Raw genomic sequence first — 23316 nt, 5'->3', positions numbered from 1 at the left:
CACGTGAGAAAATCTCGCGTGTTAACATTTTGATTCAAGCGAATGAAAACTGATACTCGAACATCTACTTTCCAAGGGGGGAAACCGTGATGCTGCGGAAGTACAGCTCTGTCTGCACCGGAATTTTTGCAATCGCATTTAGCTTATTGCTCGTGGATCTAGTCGAAGCGGCAAGCCCGACTTTAAATTATGTTAGGCCACGAGGTGGACAGCGCGGAACGGAAATCGCTCTCACGTTCTATGGCGCCCGATTATCAGATGCGGTTGAAATCCTTTCGTATAAGAAAGGATTTGAATTCAAAGAAATCAAAGGTGATCCCAAAAATGTCAATGTCTGTACAGCCATTGTAAAGATTTTGCCAGGCTGTGACCTTGGAGAGCATACATTCCAGGTTCGTACGAAAAGTGGCGTCTCCGATTATAAAACATTCTGGGTCGGTCAATTTCCAGAAGTTGCAGAAAAAGAGCCTAACAGCGAATTTGAAACACCCCAGTCGATTACACTCAACCAGACAGTCACTGGCATTGTTACGAATGAAGATGTTGATCATTTCGTGATCACGGCGAAAAAAGGACAACGCATTTCAGCCGAGATTGAAGGCGTTCGTTTAGCGACAACTATCTTTGACCCATATGTTGCGATTCTTGACGAAAAACGTTTTGAATTAAAAGCAATCGATGATCTACCTCTGCTGAGAAACGACACCGCAGTTTCCGTGATCGCTCCTGCAGATGGTAAATATACTATTTTGGTACGCGACAGCTCCTATGGTGGAAATGGCGCGGCCTTCTACCGCCTGCACGTGGGAACTTATCCTCGTCCGACAGCCATTTATCCTGCCGGTGGACAGTTAGGGACAAAACAGAAAGTGACCTTCAAAGGAAATACGGTCGCAAATCTTGCTCAAGAATTTCAGTTGCCTGCGAAACCTGATGATGAGTTTCGACTCTTTGCTGCTGACGCCGGAGGGAGTGCTCCTTCTGGTAATGTATTCCGCCTCTTCCCTCATGGTAATTCATTCGAAGCCGAACCCAACAACGAATTCAAGCTAGCCTCTGCTGCAGCGCTTCCTAACGCTTTTAATGGGATCATTGAAACAGCGGGCGATATTGACTACTTCAAGTTTCAGGGAAAGAAAGGCCAGACCCTGGAAATCGAATGTTTCGCACGCCGTATCCGATCCTCTCTCGATCCGGTCATGGCACTTTATAATGCAAAATTTGGAAGACTTGCCGCAAACGATGATTCCCGTGGCCCTGACAGTTACTTCCGCTACAAATTTCCCGCAGATGGTGACTATTATCTTTCAATCACAGACCATCTCGCCCGTGGTGGAGCCGATTTTGTATACCGCGTCGAAATGCAGCCAGTCTCTGCATCATTGGATCTGGGTATTCCCAGAAATGCTCGTTATTCTCAAGAACGACAGCGCATTGTCGTTGCCCGTGGAAACCGCTTTGCTGCAGTGGTCAGCGTCGTACGGAAAAACTTCGGCGGAGAAATTGTTCTTGATTCTCAGAATATTCCTAAAGGAGTTAAAATGGTTGCCGAACCAATGGCCGCCAATTTAACGACAATGCCCGTCGTGTTTGAAGCTGCCGCTGATGCTCCGGTATCTGGCACTCTGATCGAACTTAAAGGACGGCACGCAGATCCGAAGCAAAAAATTGAAGGCGTGTTCAGAAACCGCGCTGACTTGGTACGAGTTCGTAACAATCAATTACTTTGGATGAAAGATGTCGCTCAGATTCCAGTCGCTGTCGTGGAAGAACTCCCCTTCAAACTCGATATCGTAGAGCCTAAGGCACCTCTAACACGCAACGGCTCTATGCAACTGAAGGTTGTTGTGACTCGGAAAAAAGGATTTGATAAAGCAATCACTTTGCAGTTCCCCTTCCGTCCACCAGGACTAGGAGCGGCCAGTATTGTCACAATCCCCAAAGGTCAAAACGAAGTTTTGTACCCTCTGAATGCCAACGGCAATGCAGAAATCAAAAAATGGAAAGTCTTTGTGATTGGTTCTGCCGATGTGAGTGGCCCAGCCTGGGTTTCTTCACAGTTAGCACCATTAGAAATCACAGACTCGTTTGTTGATCTTGCATTGTCTCGTACGGCTGTCGAGCAAGGAAAAGAAACTGAAATCATCTGCAAAGTCAGTATGAAGAACCCGTTTGAAGGGAATGCAAAAATCAAACTCGTAGGTTTACCTCCTAAAGTCACAACCACTGATATCTCCTTCAACAAAGAGAGTAAGGAGCTTGTATTTAAAGTTAAAACTGACCCCACTTCACCACAGGGACGGCACAAGAGTCTGTTCTGTCAGGTGGAAATCCCCATGAATGGCGAAACGGTTGTGCACACAACTGGTCGAACAGAACTTCGTATCGATAAGCCAATCCCACCTAAGAAGGATGCTCCTGCCAAACCTAAGCCTGCCGCTGTTGTGAAAAAAGCGGCGCCTAAAAAAGCAGCGCCTCCTAAACGGCTGACACGCCTGGAACAACTACGTCTGGATGCCCAGAAGCGTTTGGAATCCGGTTCAAAATAATATTAGTTCGCTTTATTACTGATTAATTGAATTCAAATTTTATATCACCTTCATCAACTAAATTCTGTTGACGAAAAAAAGGTCTTTGATTATGTTGCGTCACCAAACATTACTTAGCAGCTTTGTCGCACTGACTTTCTTATTCAGTGGATTCTCTCTCAGCTTGGCAGCAGATAAGGCCAAACCTGCACCGGCCAAACCTGCACCGGCTAAACCTGCACCGGCTAAACCTGCACCGGCTAAACCTGCACCGGCTAAACCTGTACCGGCTAAACCTGTACCGGCCAAACCTGTACCGGCCAAACCTGTACCGGCCAAACCTGTACCGGCTAAAACAGCTACAGCGAAACCAGTGGCACCTAAGCCAGCTCCTAAAATGGTAAAGCTGAATGTTTATCCAGAACTAATTGAACTCACCACCAGCCGCGATCGACAGACCATCATCGCGCAGGCTGTCTACGACAACGGCCTCACACAGGATGTTACTAGTCAGTTACTACTAAAACCTGCGGCAGCTGGCATTGTTCGTTTAGACAAAAATATTGTGTATCCAGCCAGTGATGGAGAAACAGATTTAATCGCCAGTTTTGGTGGTGCAAATATTAAATTGCACGCAAAAGTTGTCAAAGCAAAAGAAGAGCGTCCAATCAGTTTTACGCTGGATGTAATGCCTACTTTCATGCGTGCTGGCTGTAATACCGGTAGTTGTCACGGAGCCGCGAGTGGAAAAGATGGCTTTCGTCTCTCACTTTTCGGATTCGACCCGAAAGGGGATCATTTCCGCCTAACTCGCGAACTGAGTGGACGCCGTGTCAATTTGAGTTTGCCTCAGGAAAGTCTTCTGATCGAAAAATCTACCGGAGCAGTACCTCATACCGGAGGTAAACTCTACGAAAAAGATTCGGAACATTACACCGCAACACTCCGCTGGTTACAAGCCGGGGCACCTTACGATACAGGTGTAATCCCCACCGTTACCAAAGTAGATATTTACCCGAAAGGTGGGGTCCTGGATGGAAAAGGTACTAAACAACAGGTATCTGCCGTAGCGACATATTCAGATGGAACTACCAGAGATGTGACTTCTCTAGCCGCATTCTCATCAAACAATGACAACTCAGCCACGATTACAAAGAACGGTTTGATTACAGCCAGTAACCGTGGTGAAGCATTCATCATGGCACGATTCGACACACATACTGTTGGGTCACACTTTGTTGTTTTGCCGAAAGGTCTCAACTTTACATGGCCAAACACTCCTGAATCAAATTATGTCGACACGCTCATTCACAATAAACTGAAAAAATTGCGAGTGATTCCGTCTCCACTCTGTACCGATGCTGAATTTTTACGTCGCGCCAGTCTTGATATCTGTGGTATCCTGCCTTCGATAGAAGAGTTCAATCAGTTTGCCGCCGATAAAGATCCCAAAAAACGAGATAAGCTTGTTGATAAACTGCTGAATCGTAAAGAATTTGTAGAGATGTGGGTCATGAAATGGTCCGAACTGCTACAGATCAGAACGGTCAATAACCGCATCAGTTATAAATCAGCCTTACTGTATTACAACTGGTTACAGGAACGAATTGCTTCCAATGTACCCATTGACAAGATGATTCAGGAACTCCTCGGCTCTACCGGTGGTACATTTGCTAATGCGGCGACTAACTATTACGAAAATGAACGAGACACTTTAAAAGTTTCAGAAAATGTAGCTCAGGTCTTTATGGGTATGCGTATTCAATGTGCTCAATGCCATAATCATCCATTTGACCGCTGGACGATGAATGATTACTACAGTTTCGCTGCTTTCTTCTCACAGATTGGTCGCAAAGGAAGTGAAGATCCGCGTGAATCTATTATTTACAACCGTGGCAGTGGAGAAGTTCAACACCTGGTTGATAAACGCGTGATGAAACCGAAATTTCTGGGTGGTGCCGAACCCGATACCCGCGGAAAAGATCGTCGCGTATTACTCTCACAATGGCTGGCCTCTAATGAAAACCCTTACTTTGCATCTAACCTGAGTAATATTGTCTGGGCTCACTTTTTTGGAAAGGGTATTATTAACGAGGTCGATGACGTCCGAGTCAGTAATCCTCCTGTAAACCCGGAATTGTTGACTGAGCTTTCTAAACGCTTTACTGAATATAATTATGACTTCAAGAAACTGGTCCGAGATATCTGTACTTCTCGAACCTATCAACTCTCGACTCAAACAAACAAAACAAACGAAAAAGATCTAACGAATTTCTCACACGCTCAACCTCGACGTATGCGGGCTGAAGTGTTGCTGGACTGTATCAGTCAAGTGACGAATTCTGCTAATAAGTTTCGTGGACTGCCCCTGGGTGCTCGTGCTGTACAGATTGCAGATGGTAATACTTCAACCTACTTCCTGACTACATTTGGTCGAGCAAAACGCGATACCGTTTGTTCCTGCGAAGTTCGGATGGAACCCAGCCTTTCACAGGCATTGCATTTACTGAATGGCGATACCGTCAACAGTAAAATCACACGAGGAAAGTTTGTTGCTGACAGAATCAAAGCGGGAAAGAAACCGCTTGAAGTGGTTGACGAAATGTATATTTCCTGCCTCTCGCGTAAACCGACAGACAAAGAATATTCATCGTTAGTTCAGGTCTTGGATGAAAACAAGAAAGATCAAACCAACACTTTGAATGATGTATTCTGGTCCTTATTGAACTCAAGAGAATTCATCTTTAATCATTAAATAATAAGTCATCTGACGATTTATCACCTTTGGGGAACTTCACAAGAATCCCGCTTTTAATATGGTTATGACTATGAAAAACGTATTCTCCGATAACTGGTGTCATCAAACCTGCAAAACACTGGTAGTTGCTGGTTTGGTGGTCTCTTTGATGTCAACAGCGTTAATTGCTGCAGACAAAAAACCGGCAGACACAAAGAAAGTAAAAATCACTTACGACGAACACATTAAGCCCATTTTCCGCGCAAAATGTTTCGCCTGTCACAATACCAACAAAAAGCAATCTGGCCTGGATCTGACGAACTACACAGGCTTGATGCAGGGTGGTGCTGCTGGAGATTCGATCGAAGCCGGAGACTCCGATAGCAGTTACCTCTATATGCTGGTCACTCATGAATCTGAACCATTCATGCCACCAAAATCTGACAAATTGCCTGCTAATCAAATTGCGTTAATCAAACAGTGGATTGATGGTGGTGCCCCTGAAAACTCAGGCAGTAAAATTGTCATTAAGAAACCTAAATTTGATTTTGCCCTCAAAGGAGCATCCTCAGGCAAACCTCAAGGGCCTCCTCCCATGCCTCCACGTTTAAGCTTGGAGCCTGTAGTTCATTCTACATTGGGAACAGCAGTTACTGCCTTAGCTACAAACCCCTGGTCTCCTCTGGCAGCCGTAGCAGGTCAGAAACAGATACTACTTTACAACACCAAAACACTCGAATTACTGGGCGTACTCCCCTTCCCGGAAGGTGTTGCCCAGGTATTGAAATTTAGCCGCAATGGTAGTCTTTTATTGGCAGGTGGAGGTCATGCTGCCGCCAGTGGCCGAGTAGTCGTATGGGATGTCCGAACTGCCAAACGCCTGTTTGCTGTCGGCGATGAACTGGATTCGGTTCTTTGTGCCGACATTAGTTCAGACCAGCGTTTTATCGCATTAGGTAGTCCCAGCAAAGTAATCCGTGTTTACTCCACAAGTGATGGTAAGCTTGCGTATGAAATTCGCAAACATACAGACTGGATGACTTCACTGGCTTTCAGTCCCGATTCTGTTTTGCTTTGTTCTGGTGACCGTAGTGGTGGCGCCTTTGTTTGGGAAGCAGCCTCAGGTAGCGAGTACCTCACACTGAAAGGACACAAAAAAGGCATCACAGGAATTTCCTGGCGATCCGATTCCAACATTGTCGCCACCAGCTGTGATGACCAATCGGTCAAACTCTGGGAACTTGAAAATGGTGGAAACATCAAATCCTGGAATGCACATAATCCCGGTACTTCAAGTATCGAATTTGCCCGCGATGGCCGAATTGTCACTTGTGGTCGTGATCGTGTCACGAAAATTTGGGATCAGGCAGGAAAACAATTGAGAGCGTTACCCGCGTTTACAGATATTGCGGGAAGTGTCACTATCTGTGATGAAACCAACCGCGTGATTGCCGGCGACTGGACAGGGAAAATTAAAGTCTGGAATGCTGCCGACGGCAAAGATGTTGGTGAATTAACTGCGAATCCCTTACCGTTGTCTCAGCGTCTGACAGCTGCAACCGCCAGTCTACAGGCAACACAGGCAAATCATCAAAAACTCGTGGCTGCAGTTAAAGTTGATCAGACAGCAGTTGCTAATATTAACGCCGCTATCGCCGCCACTCAAAAACAACAGACTGATCTGCAAAACAAATTGAACGGCATCAATGCCAATCTTGCTGCATCCAAAAAAGCATTTACTGCCGCTCAAGGCAGTGCGGAAAATTCAACAAAACTGATTGCCGCCATTGGTGTGACCTTGCCAGCCATCATCGAAGCACATGCCAAAGCGGATGCCATCAGTAAAAAAGTGGCCGGTGATAAAGAGTTAGCTGAAGCAGCTGCAAAACTGAAAACTGCGATCGATAAACGAGTAGCAGCCAAAGCGGCCGAGCAGAAGAATCTGGTGGCTCATCAGGCGGCTGTCAAAGCAAATCAACTGAAGATTACGCAACTCACACCTCAGGTAAAGCCAACGACAGATGCAATCAATGCAACCAAAGCCAAGGTGGTTGCACTCCAAAAAACTGTGAAGCCTGCGACTGACAAAGCCACTGCTTCTCAAAATGCAGCCAATGCTGCAGCAAGTGCATTGGCTGCAGCACAAAACAATCTTAAACGCTGGCAGGCCGAAATCGAATTTGCAAAGAAGTTTAATGAAGCCCAGGCCAGTACTGCTAAATAAGAACCATTCTAAATTAAGACAAAGCCCTTCGAACATTCATTCGAAGGGCTTTTTTTGTGCAACCGCGAATAGCACTCCTTTTCTAATTCTGTTAATTTAAGAAATCGTTCGCTAACGAAAAACTAATCATTACCAGAGGAGCAGTGTGAGATGGCGCAAAACAATTCCCGATTTGCGGTTGTAGCCGCCTTGATCGGCAATGGTGTCATTACTGTCGTTAAGGGATTCACATTTCTGATAACTGGTTCTGGAGCCATGCTCTCAGAAACAATTCACTCCGTCGCCGACTTTTTGAATCAACTGTTATTGCTGATCGGATTAGTACGCGCTGACCAGGCTCCTGATCATCGATTTGAGTATGGATATGCAGGCGAACGATATGTCTGGGCTTTAATCTCTGCCGTCGGTATTTTTTTCCTGGGCTGTGGCGTTACCATCTATCATGGTGTGCAGTCTCTATTCCATCCTCCCGCGTTGGAAATGGGGGAAATGAAATGGGCCATCGCTGCGCTGCTGTTTGCTCTCGTGATCGATGGCATCGTTTTTATTCTGGCTTTGAAAGGGGAATGGAAAAATGCATCGAGTTACGGCCACCCCTTTCACCATTACCTGCGTTATGAAGCCGACCCTGCTTCGGTTGCCGTCATCCTCGAAGATGGTGCCGCCTGTCTGGGTGTTGTCATTGCGCTCGTTTCCATTTTGCTGACACAGATGACCGGACATCATTACTGGGATTCGATCGGCTCGATCGCGATTGGAGTTCTCCTGGGGGGAATCGCTATCTGGTTGATCATTCGTAACCAGGAATTGCTGGTCGGCCCTAGCATTCCACCCAAAGCAAAAAAACAAATCATTCGCATTTTACAAAATAATCCACTGGTAGACGATGTCATAGATCTCAGATCTCGTGTCCTCTCCATCGACAATTACCGTATTAAAGTCGATCTAAGTTTTAATCCCAAAGAATTGTCCGAACTGCTCAAGAAGAAAGCACTTGCCGCTTATCCGCAAATTGAAAATGAACAAGACTTCGAGAAGTTTTGTCTGAAATATACCGAGGACCTTCTTGATACCCTGGCAGAAGAAATCGATAAAATTGAACACGAAATTCAACGGCACGTTCCCAAAGCGCAGCATCTCGACCTGGAAGCAAATTAACTACAATCTGTTATTTGAATCAGAAACGTCGGATTTCAGTTGAATTTGGAAGTTTCCTCGGTCTGCGTACCTGTGATCGAATTTCTGGCGGTCTATAATAGAATAGGTTTCTGGCAATCTGTCTTTTTATCAAATTGAATTGAGTTTTTCTGATATGTCCCAGCGCGTTGTATTGGCCATGAGTGGTGGTGTTGACAGTTCCGCAGCCGCTCATTTATTACTGGAACAGGGCTATGAAGTAATCGGGCTGTTTATGCGGTCCGGAGCGACAGAGGAAACAGCCTGCGCGATTGATGATAAAAACAGTTTACCGGTACTCAATACGAAGTCACACAAGCAAGGCTGCTGTTCGGCCAGCGATGCCGCCGATGCCCGTCGTGTCGCCGACATGCTGGACATTCCCTTCCATGCCCTTAACTTTCAAGACGCATTTGGCCGCATCAAAGATTACTTCGCGGATGAATATCTCGCTGGTCGCACTCCCAACCCATGTGTCATGTGTAATAACTGGCTAAAATTCGGCAAACTCTGGGATTTCGCAGAGCAAGTTGGTGCGACTTCTATCTCTACAGGTCACTATGCACAACTGAATCCCGTGCCCGGTGAAAACGTCCCGGCATTGATGCGCGGACTCGATCGTTCGAAAGATCAGTCGTATGTTCTTTTTGGTATTAACCGTGATTTGCTGGATAAAATTATTTTCCCTGTAGGAGGTTTTGTCAAACCGGAAATTCGCGAACTGGCAGGAGAAGCCGGCTTGCGAACTGCCAATAAACCGGACAGCCAGGAAATTTGCTTTATTCCAGACAACGATTATTTTGGTTTTCTCAATCGCTATCGGGGCGAACAGGAAACAGCAGGCGAAATGGTTGATACTGAGGGCAACGTTGTCGGACATCATAACGGATTTGAAAATTATACGATCGGCCAGCGCAAGCGACTGGGAGTTGCTTTTGGAACACCGCGATTTGTGATTAAGATTGAACCAGAATCCAAGCGAGTCGTTATCGGAACCCGGGAAGATCTGGCCCGTAATACTTTAGAGGCAGATCGGTGCAACTGGTTAATTGACAATCCCGGCTCAGAAATACGCTGTCAGGCTCAAATCCGCTATCAGCATAAGGAAGCCGACTGCACGGTCAAAATTCTAGATGAAGATCGCATCCAGGTTACATTTGATAATCCTGAGTATGGTGTTGCACCTGGTCAGGCGGTCGTACTTTACGAACAAGATCGCGTTCTGGGTGGCGGCTGGATTATGTAACCGAAATCCAGTCAGGCAGCAGCTTCTGCTTCCATCCTGTCCCGATTCTGACGTTTTTTAGAGCGGTTTTGCCCGTCATCCATGCTCACTGAATCTGTTGTTTGTGAACGATTTGAGATCCAGGTCAATAAAGCCGGCAATGTAACCAGAGAGATAAACAGGCAGCAAGCCACGCCAATTACCAGTACCAGTCCCACACTATAGAGGCCTCGATGCGTTGCCACCATCATGCTTCCAAAACCAATCATGGACGTCAGCGAAGTCAAGACGATGGCATTGATCGTACTGGGAGAGGTTTTGTAGGCACCTTTTTTCATCCGAAAATCGTGAACCACATGCACGCCATCATCCACGCCAATTCCCAATATCAATGGTAATACAATCAGGTTTGCGGGATTCAGGTTAATCGATGTCATTGCCAATATCCCAAACATGACGACGCCACCAACAACAGGGGGCAACATTGTCAAAAACATATGGGAGACGCTGCGTCGATCCAAAACGAATGCCACTCCGATACACATGACCAGGAACATACCAATGGCGGTTTCCACACTGATAGGGGTTCCACGATTGAACAAAATGAACCAGGTACAAACGGCAAGAACCGTGGAAGGAACTATGGCCATGGCAGCATGACGACGGCTCAAATATCCAATCAAAAGTACCACACAAATTACCGCCAGCGCATAGACCGTTGCCGTCTTATAACTCAGTTTGATTTGCTGTGAGGCTTCATAATTTTGTAAGGGTGTTCCGGTAACGTCTGGATCAACGGCTCGCACGTCTTTTACAAATTCTTCTAATGGACCGATCTCCCAGATATGATCGCGTGGATAAACCTGAATCAGCCATTTCCCCTCTGCGCTTACAAAACGAGACGTCAATGAGCGAGGAAGATCAGTAAATCTAACTGGTGTAGAATCGGAGGCTCCGCGCAAGGCTTTAAACTGGCCTAATAAGGAAGCGGTCGTACGATATTGGAACTCATCCAGAAAACGTGACTGATCTTCCAATGTCATCGATTCAAACCGATTTAGAAATCGGTCAAGCAAGCGGGCGGTTCCCTGGGCAGTGGGATGATTATAACGGGACAATAACACATAAACCTGTTCCAGTTTTCTCCCGATGTTTGAAGGATTAAGTCGTCTGACAAGGGGAACTTCATCTGGTAAATGGACGAGTTGAGCCCGAAACGATTGGACGAGCAAATTGGTATCTTTAGAGGAATGAGCGGGTACACGTGATGCCAACTCTTCTACGTGATGCACAGTGGGCAACGCTTCAAACTTTTTACGAAGTGCACGGGCTTCATCCGGGTTATCTGCTACGGAAACTGCAAATAACAACGAATTTTGAGCATCCTCAAAAATGCGTTTTTGAACTTCAACCGATTCCAGACCAGCCGCCTGTAAATTGAGAAGGTTGTAATCATAGACCACTCGTGACGACCAACCCTGGTCTGTTTTCTGGATCATCTGACTGGCACAAAAGGCAACCACTGCCAGAGAGCATAGGGCTACGGCGCGTGGAAATCGCATGATAATTTTCTGCAGCCATACTCCCTGAAAGGGTGTTGGCATCTGTTTGATTTCCACATTCCGATCAGCGCGTGACAAGAGTGCCGGCAATACAATAAATGTGGCGAGCGCGCACAACAATATACCCCCACCACCAATAAACCCTAACTCGGCAATCCCCAAAAAGGGAGTAAATCCTGCACAATAAAAGGCTAATGCCGTTGTTAACGCGGCAGTCACAATCCCGGTGCCCACGGTGCGAGAAGTACTGAGGAGTGCAGGCTCCAGTTCTTTACCGGCGTGACGTAATTCAATATAGCGCGACATGTAATGTATGCCAAAATCGATTCCCAGCCCGATTAGAATCACCGCGAAAGAGACTGAGAGTATATTCAAATGGCCGATAGTCAAAGTGGTATACCCGAAAGCCCATGCCATGCCCGCAGACAGCATAATCAGCGCTAAGATCGGATGCCGAAATCCTCGAAATCCTATAAATAGTAATAACCCTACACCAAAACAGGAGATGATTGAAGCATTGATCATATCGGCCTGTGACTTGCGCATTTCATCATTTTCGAGTACCGGAATACCAGTCAAACTGATTTTTGCTTCTGGATTTTCGGCTGCGACCTCTCCGATGATGCTCCGCATTTTTTCAATGGCATTCGTAGCTCCATCAAACCCGTTTTCCTGATGTACGGGAAACACTTTGAGAAATCCCATTGTCCCGCTTTGGTTTAACAGGTAAATCACTTCTTGTGATCGTTCTCGCATGCGTTCGTTTACAGGAACAATCGAGGGCCAGGGAGACTGAAAATCACTCTGGTCAGCTAGAAAGCGTGACATGCTTGTCGACAGAATCGCTGCATGGTTGAAGAGTGGTTCCAGATATTGATCGCTGTCTGTACCACGATAACTGGTAGACCGCGACTGAATCTGATATCGCAGCCGATCATAGAGCAGATCAACCTGTGTCAGATCCCAGCGACCGTTACGGTAAATCGGTCCGTATTCGTCCAGCCGATTTAATCCTGTCTGTAACTGTCGGGGTGATAAATATTGTAATCCCTTGGATGGCAGGTCGCCTGGATTAATCTGGTAAAGTGGATTTTCAAACAGCTCGGGATGCTGCTCAATTCTTTGCCCCAAATTGCGTAATACAAATTTGATCGATTCGGGAGATTCTGACTCAACAACACATACCAGGTCAGAAGAGCTGCCAAAGCTTTCCGTATAATTGATCCATTTTTCATGAAATGCAGCAGTCGGATCAATTAAATCAGCTCGGTCTGTTTTAAATTCCAGACGAAAAACCGTCAACAATACACAGCCAATCGAAACAATTAGCGCAAACCCCAGGCTGAATTTGGAGTGGGTGACCACAAATTGGGTCATTGCAGCCAAAGTCTCGCTGAGGAATGATCGTTCCTGATTGTCGGATGAGAGATTATCCACAGAACACTTCCATGTGTTTCTTCAGTCGATCTCTCGTTCGATCTTAACTACGGGGTAGAAGTGAAGTAATCGAGTCCGTGAGAGCATTTAACGTATTATGAAACCGATGATTTTACAGCAAAATTCAGTTTTCCAGCAACAGGAATCTTGTCAGTATCAAAGATGTAAGTCTACTAATATCAAATATTTAATACTTATGAATTTTTTGAATGAAAACTGATCATCAAGGAGGAATCTCCCAGAGAGAAGTACGTACATTTCCTGATAACATTGAATTCATCGGCAATTTGATATTCGGCAGATGAACTTTCTCTGGCAATCAAGAGAAAGCTGCATTAATTCTCTGGCAGTCTGCTATTCTCTGAAAAAGGTTTAATATCCGTAACTCCTTTCAAATTCGGACATTAATCAAGTTCCCGAAGAATCCGGCCCGCCTCTTATCGGCATTTTGTTGAATACGACTTGACCCCATTTTCAATTTTTTATAAAAAACCTGCCCCATCGCAATGGTTCGGAAGCGGTCCTTCGCTTCCCCAACATTGAACACTTCACTTTACTCTTTCAAATACCCCCTCTCAAAGACTCTCTTTGTAGGACATGCTCATGTTAAAATGCGTCATTCGTTCAATTCCCGTAGTGGGAATTACATTGTTTTCATTGGCTGCAGGTACTGCTCAGGCTCAGTGGCTGCCCTTTAATAACTGTAATTCCTGTGCACCACCACCTGTCGTTCAAAGCTGTTGTCCACAACCGGTGGTGCAGTGTCCGATTCCCGTGACTCAGACCACCTATCGACAGGTGCCAGTCACAGAATATCGCCCCGTCAATCAGACCGTGATGAGACCTGTTACCGAAACCAAATATGTCGACCAGCAAGTGACTGCATATCGTCAGGTTCTTGAACCAAAAACAGTTGAAGTCCCTTACACAAGCTATCAAAATGTCACGGAATGCCGTCAGGTGCAACGGGATATGGGCCGCTGGGTCACTCAAAGACAGTGCATCCCACGTACAACTCCTTGTAAATACGATAACCGCCCGAACCTGATGGGTTGGATGAATCGAACTGGTTACTCGATGAGAATGGCCTTTACTCCACAATATCGTACTACCAGACATTACGTTCCTAAAGTTGTAACACAAAACGTTCCTGTCACGCGTCAAGTTGCCGTTCATCAATCTCGTAAGGTCACTTACAATGTCGCCCGAATGGTTCCCTATTCGACGACTCGAAAAGTTGCAGTGAACTCTACCCGTTATGTAAAAACTACTGTCACCGCGATGAAGCCGGTTACTGTCATGCGATCAATTCCCACCACCCGAACGGCTTATGTCTATCCGTCCAACGGAGGGTTTAGTGGAACTGCGACAGCATTACTGCCAACACCGGAACCATATAGATCAGCAGGAGCACCGGAGCCAATCCGTCAGCGATCTGCAACCAACAAAAAGAAATACGATGACACATTCGATGCAAATGGAAATAAATACGAACGTGATCCGGCTTCTGATCCCCGGCGATCCAGCCTGGAAAATGATTCTTCGTTCCGACGTTCTTCCTACGAAGTACCTCAGGAATCAACGGCCCCGAATTTCCCCCCCACACGACGGGCTGACTACAAATCTGAGTCTTCGAGCAGCAAGCTGCCTTCTATCGTTCGTGCCAGTGGTTGGACTCGTCGAGTTCCACGTTCCAATCAGACAGCTCCGGTGACATCTGACAGCAATATTTCTTTAGCTCAGCGAACGCCATAAATCAAAGTCAGTCTGTGTCCAGGTTTAATGTAACGTCTCCAAGACTATTTGAAACGAGTATAATAGAATGAAAGACGCTATGGTTAAACGGGATACGTTCTAAAATACATGAGCACTTTGAAGTGCATGGGTTCACTCGTCGGACATTTGTTCGACGAGTGTTTTTTTATGCGCTGTTACTTCTTTTTAGGTTGATTTTGAATCTGTTTTTCGACTTTCGCCCAGGAATCCCGTAGGGTAACCGTACGATTAAAAACGGGTTTCTCACGCGTAGAATCCTTGTGGTCAACGCAGAAGTATCCCAGCCGTTCGAATTGAAAGCGGCTGCCAACTTCCGCATCTCTCAAACAGGGCTCCAGCTTGCAATTGGTCAAAACCTGTAATGAATCTGGATTCAAGTTGGTTTTGTAATCCACATCATCGGGCAAGTCTTCGGGATCTCGTGTCTTAAACAGATGATCGTACAGGCGAACTTCCGCATCAACAGCGTGCGGTTCAGAAACCCAGTGAATCGTAGCTTTGACCTTTCGGCCATCAGGGGCATTCCCCCCTTTTGTATCAGGATCGTAAGTACAACGCAGTTCTATTACCTCGCCAGAGTCGTCTTTGATCACATCTACACAAGTCACGAAATAGGCATAGCGGAGCCTGACCTCTCTGCCTGGGGATAGTCGGAAGAACTTCTTGGGCGGCTCTTCCATAAAGTCTTCTTTCTCAATGTAAATCACCTTTGAGAAAGGTACTTTTCGGGTTCCTGCAGACTCGTCGTTGGGGTTATTAATCGCTTCCAGTTCTTCGGTTGACTCTTCGGGGTAATTCTCAATCACGACTCTTAGAGGATTTAAAACTCCCATTACTCGGGGAGCCACCTGATTCAAATGGTCGCGCATACAATTTTCCAGCACGACCTTATCTGTCATCGAATTAAATTTTGTCACTCCAATCGTCTTACAGAACTCGCGTAATGATTCCGGAGTCACTCCCCGCCGTCGCATTCCGCAGATTGTAGGCATGCGGGGGTCATCCCATCCAGAAACATAATTCCCTTGAACCAGTTCCAATAATTTACGCTTGCTCATCACCGTATAAGTCATGTTCAATCGCGCAAATTCAATCTGTTGCGGATGAAAGACCTCTAGCTCATCAAGAATCCAGTCATAAAGTGGGCGATGATCTTCAAATTCAAGCGTGCAGATTGAATGCGTGATTTGTTCGATTGAGTCGGAAATACAGTGCGTGTAATCGTACATCGGGTAGATACACCACTTATCTCCTGTACGATGGTGGTGCACGTGTCTTACTCGATAAATCACCGGATCGCGCATATGAAAGTTGGGAGACGCTAGATCAATTTTGGACCGCAAAACATATTCACCCTCTTGAAAGTCGCCGTTTTTCATGCGTTCAAACAGATCTAGATTTTCCTCTACGGAACGCGAACGACCGGGGCTGGGTTTTCCCGGTTCGGTAGCTGTTCCGCGGTACTCACGCATTTTATCTGCCGGTAAGTCACAAGCGTAGGCTTTCCCTTTTTTGATCAAGGCGACGGCAAATTCATACAGCTGGTCGAAATAATCTGACGCAAAATACTCGCGATCGTCCCAGTCAAAACCGAGCCACTTCACATCTTCTTTGATGGATTCGACGTATTCGACATCCTCTTTTTCCGGATTTGTATCGTCAAATCTCAAATTGCACAGTCCACCCGGATTCTCATTGGCGACGCCAAAGTTAAGGCAGATTGACTTAGCATGACCGATATGCAAATAGCCATTCGGTTCGGGAGGAAAACGTGTATGGACACGTCCGTCATGTTTGCCCGTGTTATTATCTTCTTGAATGATCGTGCGAATAAAATCGGTTGGTGTTTTTTCTTCGGGAGTTGACATCCCTTACTCCTTTAATGTTTTCAACAATCACAGGACTAGCCTGCTTTTACTGTTAGGTCTTGCTTGAGTCACCCTGAGCGAGGGCTATCGCCCGTTCAATCCGTTTGACGCAACTCTCTTTGCCTAGAATTGCGAGACAATCAAACATTCCGATTCCTGTTCCTTTTCCACTGACTGAAACACGCAGAGCATGTATGATTTGTCCCATGCCTATCCCCTCCGCTTCTACAAATTCGTGCAACAGTTTGTCTAATGCAGCTGCACTGAAATCGTCGGCTTTCGCCAACTGGTCTTTCATTTTATCCAGAAGTATTACAGCGTCCGCTGATTTTTGAATCCGTTTTTTGAAGGCTTTGGGTTCATATTCCAATTGATCATCGGCGATAAAAAATTCATCAAAGTCCAGAATATCGCTGGCCACTTTCAAGCGGTCTTCCATGCCGAGAATCACCTGACTGATACGTTGTTTGATTTCCGGCACACTTGCATCCTGAACTAAACCCGCGTTTTCCAGAAAGGGACTGCAGCGTTCTACTTTCTCATCCAACGATAACTGATTCATCCAATGCGATTGGAAACTGAGCAATTTATCCGGATCAAGGCCTGCAGCAGATTTGACAATCCGATCGAGTGTAAAGTTCTCAACAATCTTATCGAGTGACATAATTTCGGTCTTATCATCCAATGACCAACCCAGTCTAGCCAGGGCATTGAGAATAGCTTCTGGTAGATAGCCAATTTTTTCGTAATACTCGACCATGACGGGATCAAGACCTCCTGCGTTTTCCAATCCAATTCGTGGAAAGACGGATTCTGCCTTGTCAAACATTTTTTTGAACTGGGGACTTTTACGATACTTCTCGAGTTTGCGTTTACTCAGTTTTTCTTTTCCGCCGGGTGCCGCCACAAACGGGATGTGGGCAAACGTTGGCAGTTCATAACCGAGTGCCTGGTAAATGAGAACTTGCACTGGCGTATTGGAAAGATGTTCTTCCGCCCGGATCACATGGGATATTTTCATGCTAGCGTCGTCGATGACGGTCGCAAGATTATAGAGAGGTGTTCCATTGCCTCTCAAGATGACCGGGTCGGGCATCAAGCCAGCATCAAATTCCACATGACCACGAACGGCGTCATCAATCTGAACCTTCTGATCTCGGGGAACCAATAATCGTACTACCGACGGGCGGTCCTCTGCTTCGTACTGCTCCTTTTCACTTTCCGATAATTCCAGAGAACGACGAAGATTCAGATAGTTCCGCTTTTCATTTTGCGCTGCTTCTCGATCCACCTGAATCTCTTCGGGTGTTTCATAACAACGATAGGCTTTGCCATCCGCCAGCAGTTGATCAACGGCTGCCCGGTAAAGATCATTTCGCTCCGATTGAAAGTAAGGGCCGTAATCTCCCCCCACTTCCGGGCCTTCATCCCAATCCAGCCCCAGCCATTTAAACGCTTGTAGAATTGGGCCGAGTGCTTCCGAAAGGTTACGTTCCTGATCGGTATCATCAATGCGGAGAATAAACTGTCCACCATTGTGCCGTGCCCAGAGCCAGTTGAATAAGGCGGTACGCATACCTCCAATATGCATGTAACCAGTTGGACTGGGAGCAAAACGGGTTCGGACATTACTCATAAATGGGCTCTTAATATTTCTCGTTCAACTGTGGGAAATGAATGATTCCAGCAGGTGGAATGATGCCATACAACAAAGCTTCGCATAGCCGTTCTGATTCGGACGACCGATCATAAAAGACCGGTACTCATTCGACAAGTATGTTTAAAGATTCAACTTAGCGCAATTTCACGATTTCTGGAGATTCCCGACCTGAGTAACGGTCTTGACGCTTCTTCTCATGCGACTTAGCATTTCTGCATGAAACGTTCTCTACTGTTCCTTTTTTTACTGCTACTTCTCCTGGGAGGGGTCGCTGGAGGCCTCTATTGGTCTTCGGCTCAGGTGCCTGATTTTTATCAGATCGCACTGCAGGAACAATCTCAGCCGGAAGTCAGACAGCAGAAAGCCAAACAGTTCGTCCAACATTCCATGCAACTGGTAAATGATGTACGTAACAAGGAACCGCGCTGGTCACAGGAATTCAGCGAACAACAAGTCAACGCCTGGCTGGCTGAAGAATTACATCAGAAATACAACGAATGGGTTCCGGAGGGGATCTCTGATCCACGGGTTAAGTTTGATAAAAACCAGGTGGATCTGGGATTTCATCTGACTTTGAAACAATGGTCGGGCATCATCAGTTTGAAATTCAAACCGTGGTTGATGGATAATCAACGGCTCGTACTGGAGCTGGATCAGGCCAAAGCCGGCTTACTCCCGATACCCATTGATGATGCCATATCTGATCTGATCCGGGAAGCGCGTAGTGAAGGCTGGTATATCGAGTGGGGGCAAGCGAATGGCAATGATGCCTTGATTGTGCATTTGGACCGCGGGAAGTCAGAACTGCCTGACTTGACGGCTCTGGCTGTCGAACCGGGTATCTTTCGTCTCGCCGGAAAAACAAAGGTCAAAAAACAGTAATCACCAGAGTCTATCATACTTAAAAGAATGCCGTGTAATTCAGGCTCCATTGTTTTTCTTTGTCCATTTTTTTGAGAGTCACTCGTCCGGCCAGTTCATCCCCAGTCAGCAACGCTACGATCAACTCATCGTTTTGTTCCAGAAGTGAAAACGTACCACGGTCCCACCGACTGACTTCTCCCCGGTTACCAGAGACCGGCCCTTCGTATTCCAGATAGGCGATTCGATGATCGGGCAGCGCTTCGGCAAATAAATCTATTGATGATTCATCTGAGGCATGATCAATGGCTGGTGGCGCATTCAGACGCCAGGTTTTGAGGACGCCCTCTTCTTCCAGCATCAAGTCCCAATGCAGCTCAGGAAAATCGTGACGTAGTATGACGTATTGCTGCATTAGTTCGCTTTCCCCGATAGGGCTGTTTGAATCAACACGTCCCAGGCTTGAAAAAAACGGGAAACAGAAAATCTCTCTGTGACTTGCAGACTAGCAATTGCTGTTTCTTTGCGTGAACTTTCATCTTCCATAAATGCTTCCATCATAAGAGCAAGCTGGTAGCTGGTGCTGAAAAAGTTAATTTTTTTGGTTTGTACAATTATGACTGGTAACCCCTCCTTTGCGATGTCAGCAGGGCCGCTTTCACAATCGAAACTGATACAAGCTAATCCGCGCGACATGGCCTGCAACAACGCATTCGGGAAACCTTCATACCTTGAGGGCAACACAAAGATTTCTCCCTGATCCAGATACAATTCCGGATTTTCGACCCAGCCTGTTAGTTCGATCTGCTCCTGCAATCCCCGTTCATCAATGGTTGCCTGCAAACTTTCACGTAACGGCCCCTCGCCTAAAATTCGCAATTTCCAGTTTGGAAACTTTTCCGCGAGATTTGAAAAGGCATCGATCAACCTGTCGAAACCTTTTTCATAGGAGAGCCGTCCCATACCATAAATAATATGTGATGGCGGCCGTGATAGCACCATCTGTTCCGTGACGACGGGAATATCTGGCGAACGGGGAGTGGGTACCGCATTCGGGATGACTTCAATGTGTGTCTCTTTCAACCACTGCTTGCAGAAATCGGCAACGCCCTCTGTCTGAACAACTAAAGCTGTTGCGCGTGGATAAGTTTTTTTTCGTAAAAAAGACCAGAGACGACCAATCGGATGATGTCTGGGGTCAGAACGTTCCGAAATCAGCACAGGCCTGTTCAACTTCCGCGTCGCCAATAACGTTAAAACATTCATGCGGTCCGTGAGACTGATTACGATATCAGGCTGAGAGGCCGCGATGACATCCCGCAATCGTCTTACGCGTTGCCGATTGTTAAACACAGCTTGTATCAGGTTTTTGGAATCCTGCATCACCGCCAGCTCATACCGCTCAACTGTTTCAGAAAGTTGAAACGTATCTGATTCTGATGAATCCAGGGTAATCAGCGTGACTGAATCTCCTGCCTGTGCCCAGTGATTGGCCATCATGGCGGCTACACCTTCCGCGCCGCCGAGGCTGAGAGAAGGAACGGTAATAGTCAGTCTTCGAGGCACAGAAGTCAAAGCCCTTCATGTAAGCTATTGCCTGGATATGAGATACGGCAGTCGTACTTCTCTATGATCCGAATAGAATTTAGATTATCGCATCAGACAATGATCAGCAAGGGGGGAATCGATTCGATTCGCGTCCCCTGCAAGAATTGCACTACCCGTCCCTCTGCAAATTTGTTAAATTGCGGCTCCTTTCATCCATCTGTTACCTCATAACAGATGGTCATTTCAGCCATTGACTCCCACTTCATTCCCGTCATCAGTAATACCATGGATGGTACTATGGCAGATAAACCAAAAACCAAACCCAAAACTTCGTTCATCAAATCGTGGAAATTACGTGGACTGACATTACTGTTGGTCGGTTTGTTGGGCGGAATGTTTCATTTCGGGATCAAGACGAATCAGGTCACGCGCTGGGTTTCGGACTTTGTCTCTTCGACGATTTCCAGTTCGACACCAGCGGACTGGAATTCTACAGAAATCGATTTACCACGTTCCGAGAATAGCATTCGTATCGCCACGTTTAATATTCAGGTATTTGGTCAAAGTAAAATGAAAAAACCGCAGGTTCCGCAAATCCTGGCACGCATCATTCAGCAATTTGATGTGGTAGCGATTCAGGAAATACGATCGCAGGACCAGTCATTCATAGACGAATTTTTGGGCATTCTCAATACTGGTGACTACCATTACGCCTGCCTGGTTGGTCCGCGACAGGGGAGAACAGCCAGCAAAGAACAATATGCCTATTTCTTTAATACCGATCGAATCACCGTTAATGAAAAATGGTCTTATAGTGTGATCGATAAATATGACAAATTGCACCGTCCGCCTTATGTCGCTCACTTTCGGACTTTGGTTTCGTCCGGTAATCAACCATTTACCTTTTCGCTGATCAACATTCACACCGACCCCGATGAAACCAAACAGGAACTAAATGTTCTGGACGATGTATATCGGGTTGTCGCCAGTGATGGAAGTCAGGAAGATGATGTCATCCTGCTGGGTGACTTAAATGTCGATGATCGGCATCTGGGAGAACTGGGAACCGTTCCCGATTTGATGTGGACCGTTTCTAAAGTACCCACGAATACCCGAAAAACAAAACAATACGACAACATACTCTTCAGCCGCCATCGCTCGCAGGAGTTTACAGGCCAATCGGGTGTCTATGATTTTCAAACACGCTTTAAGCTGACCGAAAAGGAAGCACTGTTGGTTTCAGACCACTTACCAATTTGGGCCGAGTTTCAAATAACAGAAAAAGGGGGCGAACGCCAGGCGACCGTTCCGGGAACCCAGCCACGTTAGTCTGATTTTTTCTTGTCCGAGACTCTCAAGGTTAACAGACTGATTTCGGGTCGGCAGAGCCAGCGTAAGGGATGGATGCCAGAGACTCCACGACTGACGTGCAACACTGTGGAACCACGGGCAAAAGTCCCACTTGCATAACGGGTCCCGTGCAGACTGGGGGCAAATACCGGACCAATCAATGGGAATCGGACCTGCCCACCATGCGTGTGACCAGAAAGTACCAAGTCATATCCCTGGCGAACGGCCCAGTGAAAATGATCAGGCGTGTGACTGACCAGCAGAAGGAAGTCCGATTCTGGTTCGGTGCCTTCCCCGATGGTTGATCGCTTGATTTCCGGATGCTCTCCCATCCAGGGGACTTCTGTTCCCGCCAGTTGCAGTGTATGTCCTGCATGCTGCAGAAGAAATGGCTTAGTAGAGAGATCGATCCAGCCCGTTTCCACTAAAGTTTCTCGAATCTGAAGACTTTCCTGATGCCAGTCATGATTACCAAGAATAAAGTAACACCCCAGAGGTGCTTGCATCGGCCCCAGAGTATCGTCCAACCAGTCAAGACATTTCATTTCGTCAATTAGATCGCCAGCGAAAACGATCAGGTCAGGCTTGGTTTCCTGTGCGATCCGACACAGCTCGACAAAATACTCGCGTTTCAATGTGCCGGAAAAGTGTAAGTCGCTGAGATGCAAAATTGTCAGACCATCCCAGTTCTCCGGTAGACGAGGGAGCTGAAATGTTTTCCGGGTGAAATCGACACTGAAAATTTCGTTCAAAGGAAGGCCAGCCAGATAATGATAGGGCCCCTCTCCGATCAGATCCTGATTGAGTCGCTGTCGCATGTGGATCAATTCAGACTGGTATTCGATCTGTAGCCGGGGTGGTTTGTAAAACAGATGCCGGAAACCCGAATACAATAAACCCAGAAAACCCAAGGCACATACCAATAGAACAGGCTTCCACCAGAAAGGGAGTTGGCTCCAGGTTCCACCCAATAAGACCCCCGGAGTGTACAGTCCCACGGAGAGAAACAGCACAATGGGGAACAGGACGATGAACAACTCCAGAACATGTCTGAGTTTTTTGAGCCGCGCATCAGGTATTGGCAGGGCGTGTGTGCGATTGATGACCATGACCCAGAGTTCAGCATGGCCGATCGACAGTATCAGCAATATCAGTCCATTGGCTATTGCTTCCATGATGATCTTTACACACTTCGCTTTGAAAACGGATCTGAAGATAAAATAGAATACTTCTGCAGGCAAATCATAGAAGATCGATGCCGGAATGCAAATGCAAACGGAATAGCAATCCAGTGTCATTAGAACCGGCCATAAATTGTAATAGTTAAGACTTAATCTGACATTCCTGTTACCTTAGTGGTTGAT

15 protein-coding genes are annotated in these 23316 nt (G+C 46.5%); 8 read left to right on the top strand and 7 right to left on the bottom strand.

What is annotated here, in order from left to right; genetic code table 11:
• Window positions 1-89: 89 nt before the first annotated feature.
• Window positions 90-2549 carry a peptidase gene (locus tag Q0668_RS19020; RefSeq protein ID WP_298867522.1) on the top strand — a complete coding sequence of 820 codons (2460 nt, stop codon included), beginning with the start codon at window positions 90-92 and terminating at the stop codon, window positions 2547-2549.
• A 139-nt stretch (window positions 2550-2688) separates the two neighbouring features.
• Here Q0668_RS19020 and Q0668_RS25970 read toward each other — a convergent pair whose 3' ends face one another.
• Entirely contained in the window at window positions 2689-2940 is a 252-nt protein-coding gene (locus Q0668_RS25970; RefSeq protein ID WP_366918961.1) for a pentapeptide repeat-containing protein, read from the bottom strand.
• Here Q0668_RS25970 and Q0668_RS19015 point away from each other — a divergent pair.
• The 4 genes from Q0668_RS19015 (at window position 2926) to mnmA (ending at window position 9911) form a co-directional block, all read left to right on the top strand.
• Complete coding sequence (locus Q0668_RS19015; RefSeq protein WP_366918960.1) at window positions 2926-5283, top strand: DUF1549 and DUF1553 domain-containing protein; 2358 nt, start codon at window positions 2926-2928, stop codon at window positions 5281-5283. The two genes, Q0668_RS25970 and Q0668_RS19015, sit on opposite strands and share 15 nt — an antisense overlap.
• Before the next feature lie 73 nt (window positions 5284-5356).
• Window positions 5357-7489 (top strand): c-type cytochrome domain-containing protein, encoded by a 2133-nt coding sequence (locus tag Q0668_RS19010; RefSeq protein WP_298867520.1) that lies wholly within the window; start codon window positions 5357-5359, stop codon window positions 7487-7489.
• A 150-nt stretch (window positions 7490-7639) separates the two neighbouring features.
• Window positions 7640-8647 carry a cation diffusion facilitator family transporter gene (locus Q0668_RS19005; protein WP_298867519.1) on the top strand — a complete coding sequence of 336 codons (1008 nt, stop codon included), beginning with the start codon at window positions 7640-7642 and terminating at the stop codon, window positions 8645-8647.
• A 154-nt stretch (window positions 8648-8801) separates the two neighbouring features.
• Window positions 8802-9911, top strand: a complete 1110-nt coding sequence (gene mnmA, locus Q0668_RS19000) for a tRNA 2-thiouridine(34) synthase MnmA (RefSeq protein ID WP_298867518.1) — start codon at window positions 8802-8804, stop codon at window positions 9909-9911.
• Window positions 9912-9922: 11 nt separating this feature from the next.
• On the opposite strand, the gene Q0668_RS18995 is transcribed toward mnmA, so the two are convergent.
• The gene (locus Q0668_RS18995) at window positions 9923-12889 is read right to left on the bottom strand and encodes an MMPL family transporter (RefSeq protein ID WP_298867517.1); all 2967 of its coding nucleotides are present in this window, start codon (window positions 12887-12889) and stop codon (window positions 9923-9925) included.
• Between the two features lie 603 nt (window positions 12890-13492).
• On the opposite strand from Q0668_RS18995, the gene Q0668_RS18990 reads away from it, so the two are divergent.
• Window positions 13493-14644, top strand: coding sequence for a hypothetical protein (locus Q0668_RS18990; RefSeq protein WP_298867516.1), 1152 nt, complete (start codon window positions 13493-13495; stop codon window positions 14642-14644).
• Between the two features lie 176 nt (window positions 14645-14820).
• On the opposite strand, the gene Q0668_RS18985 is transcribed toward Q0668_RS18990, so the two are convergent.
• The gene (locus Q0668_RS18985; protein WP_298867515.1) at window positions 14821-16533 is read right to left on the bottom strand and encodes a glutamine--tRNA ligase/YqeY domain fusion protein; all 1713 of its coding nucleotides are present in this window, start codon (window positions 16531-16533) and stop codon (window positions 14821-14823) included.
• A 52-nt stretch (window positions 16534-16585) separates the two neighbouring features.
• A complete protein-coding gene (gene gltX, locus Q0668_RS18980) occupies window positions 16586-18169 on the bottom strand; it encodes a glutamate--tRNA ligase (RefSeq protein ID WP_298867514.1) in 1584 nt (527 codons plus the stop codon).
• A 240-nt stretch (window positions 18170-18409) separates the two neighbouring features.
• Here gltX and Q0668_RS18975 point away from each other — a divergent pair, with 240 nt between their 5' ends.
• A complete protein-coding gene (locus Q0668_RS18975) occupies window positions 18410-19075 on the top strand; it encodes a hypothetical protein (protein ID WP_298867513.1) in 666 nt (221 codons plus the stop codon).
• A 19-nt stretch (window positions 19076-19094) separates the two neighbouring features.
• On the opposite strand, the gene Q0668_RS18970 is transcribed toward Q0668_RS18975, so the two are convergent.
• Window positions 19095-19469 (bottom strand): DNA polymerase ligase N-terminal domain-containing protein, encoded by a 375-nt coding sequence (locus Q0668_RS18970; RefSeq protein WP_298867512.1) that lies wholly within the window; start codon window positions 19467-19469, stop codon window positions 19095-19097.
• Window positions 19469-20620, bottom strand: coding sequence for a glycosyltransferase family 4 protein (locus Q0668_RS18965; RefSeq protein WP_298867511.1), 1152 nt, complete (start codon window positions 20618-20620; stop codon window positions 19469-19471). The genes Q0668_RS18970 and Q0668_RS18965 overlap by 1 nt, the downstream gene beginning before the upstream one ends.
• 279 nt (window positions 20621-20899) lie before the next feature.
• Here Q0668_RS18965 and Q0668_RS18960 point away from each other — a divergent pair, with 279 nt between their 5' ends.
• Window positions 20900-21931: an endonuclease/exonuclease/phosphatase family protein gene (locus Q0668_RS18960; RefSeq protein WP_298867510.1), complete on the top strand. Its 1032-nt coding sequence runs from the start codon at window positions 20900-20902 to the stop codon at window positions 21929-21931.
• Here Q0668_RS18960 and Q0668_RS18955 read toward each other — a convergent pair.
• Entirely contained in the window at window positions 21928-23127 is a 1200-nt protein-coding gene (locus Q0668_RS18955; RefSeq protein ID WP_298867508.1) for a metallophosphoesterase, read from the bottom strand. The genes Q0668_RS18960 and Q0668_RS18955 overlap by 4 nt on opposite strands.
• Between the last annotated feature and the right edge of the window lie 189 nt (window positions 23128-23316).

This window comes from uncultured Gimesia sp., assembly GCF_937910335.1.
Taxonomy (GTDB): Bacteria; Planctomycetota; Planctomycetia; order Planctomycetales; family Planctomycetaceae; genus Gimesia.
The sequence above is the reverse complement of the archived record's forward strand: the minus strand, read 5'-3'. Positions and strand labels throughout refer to the sequence as shown.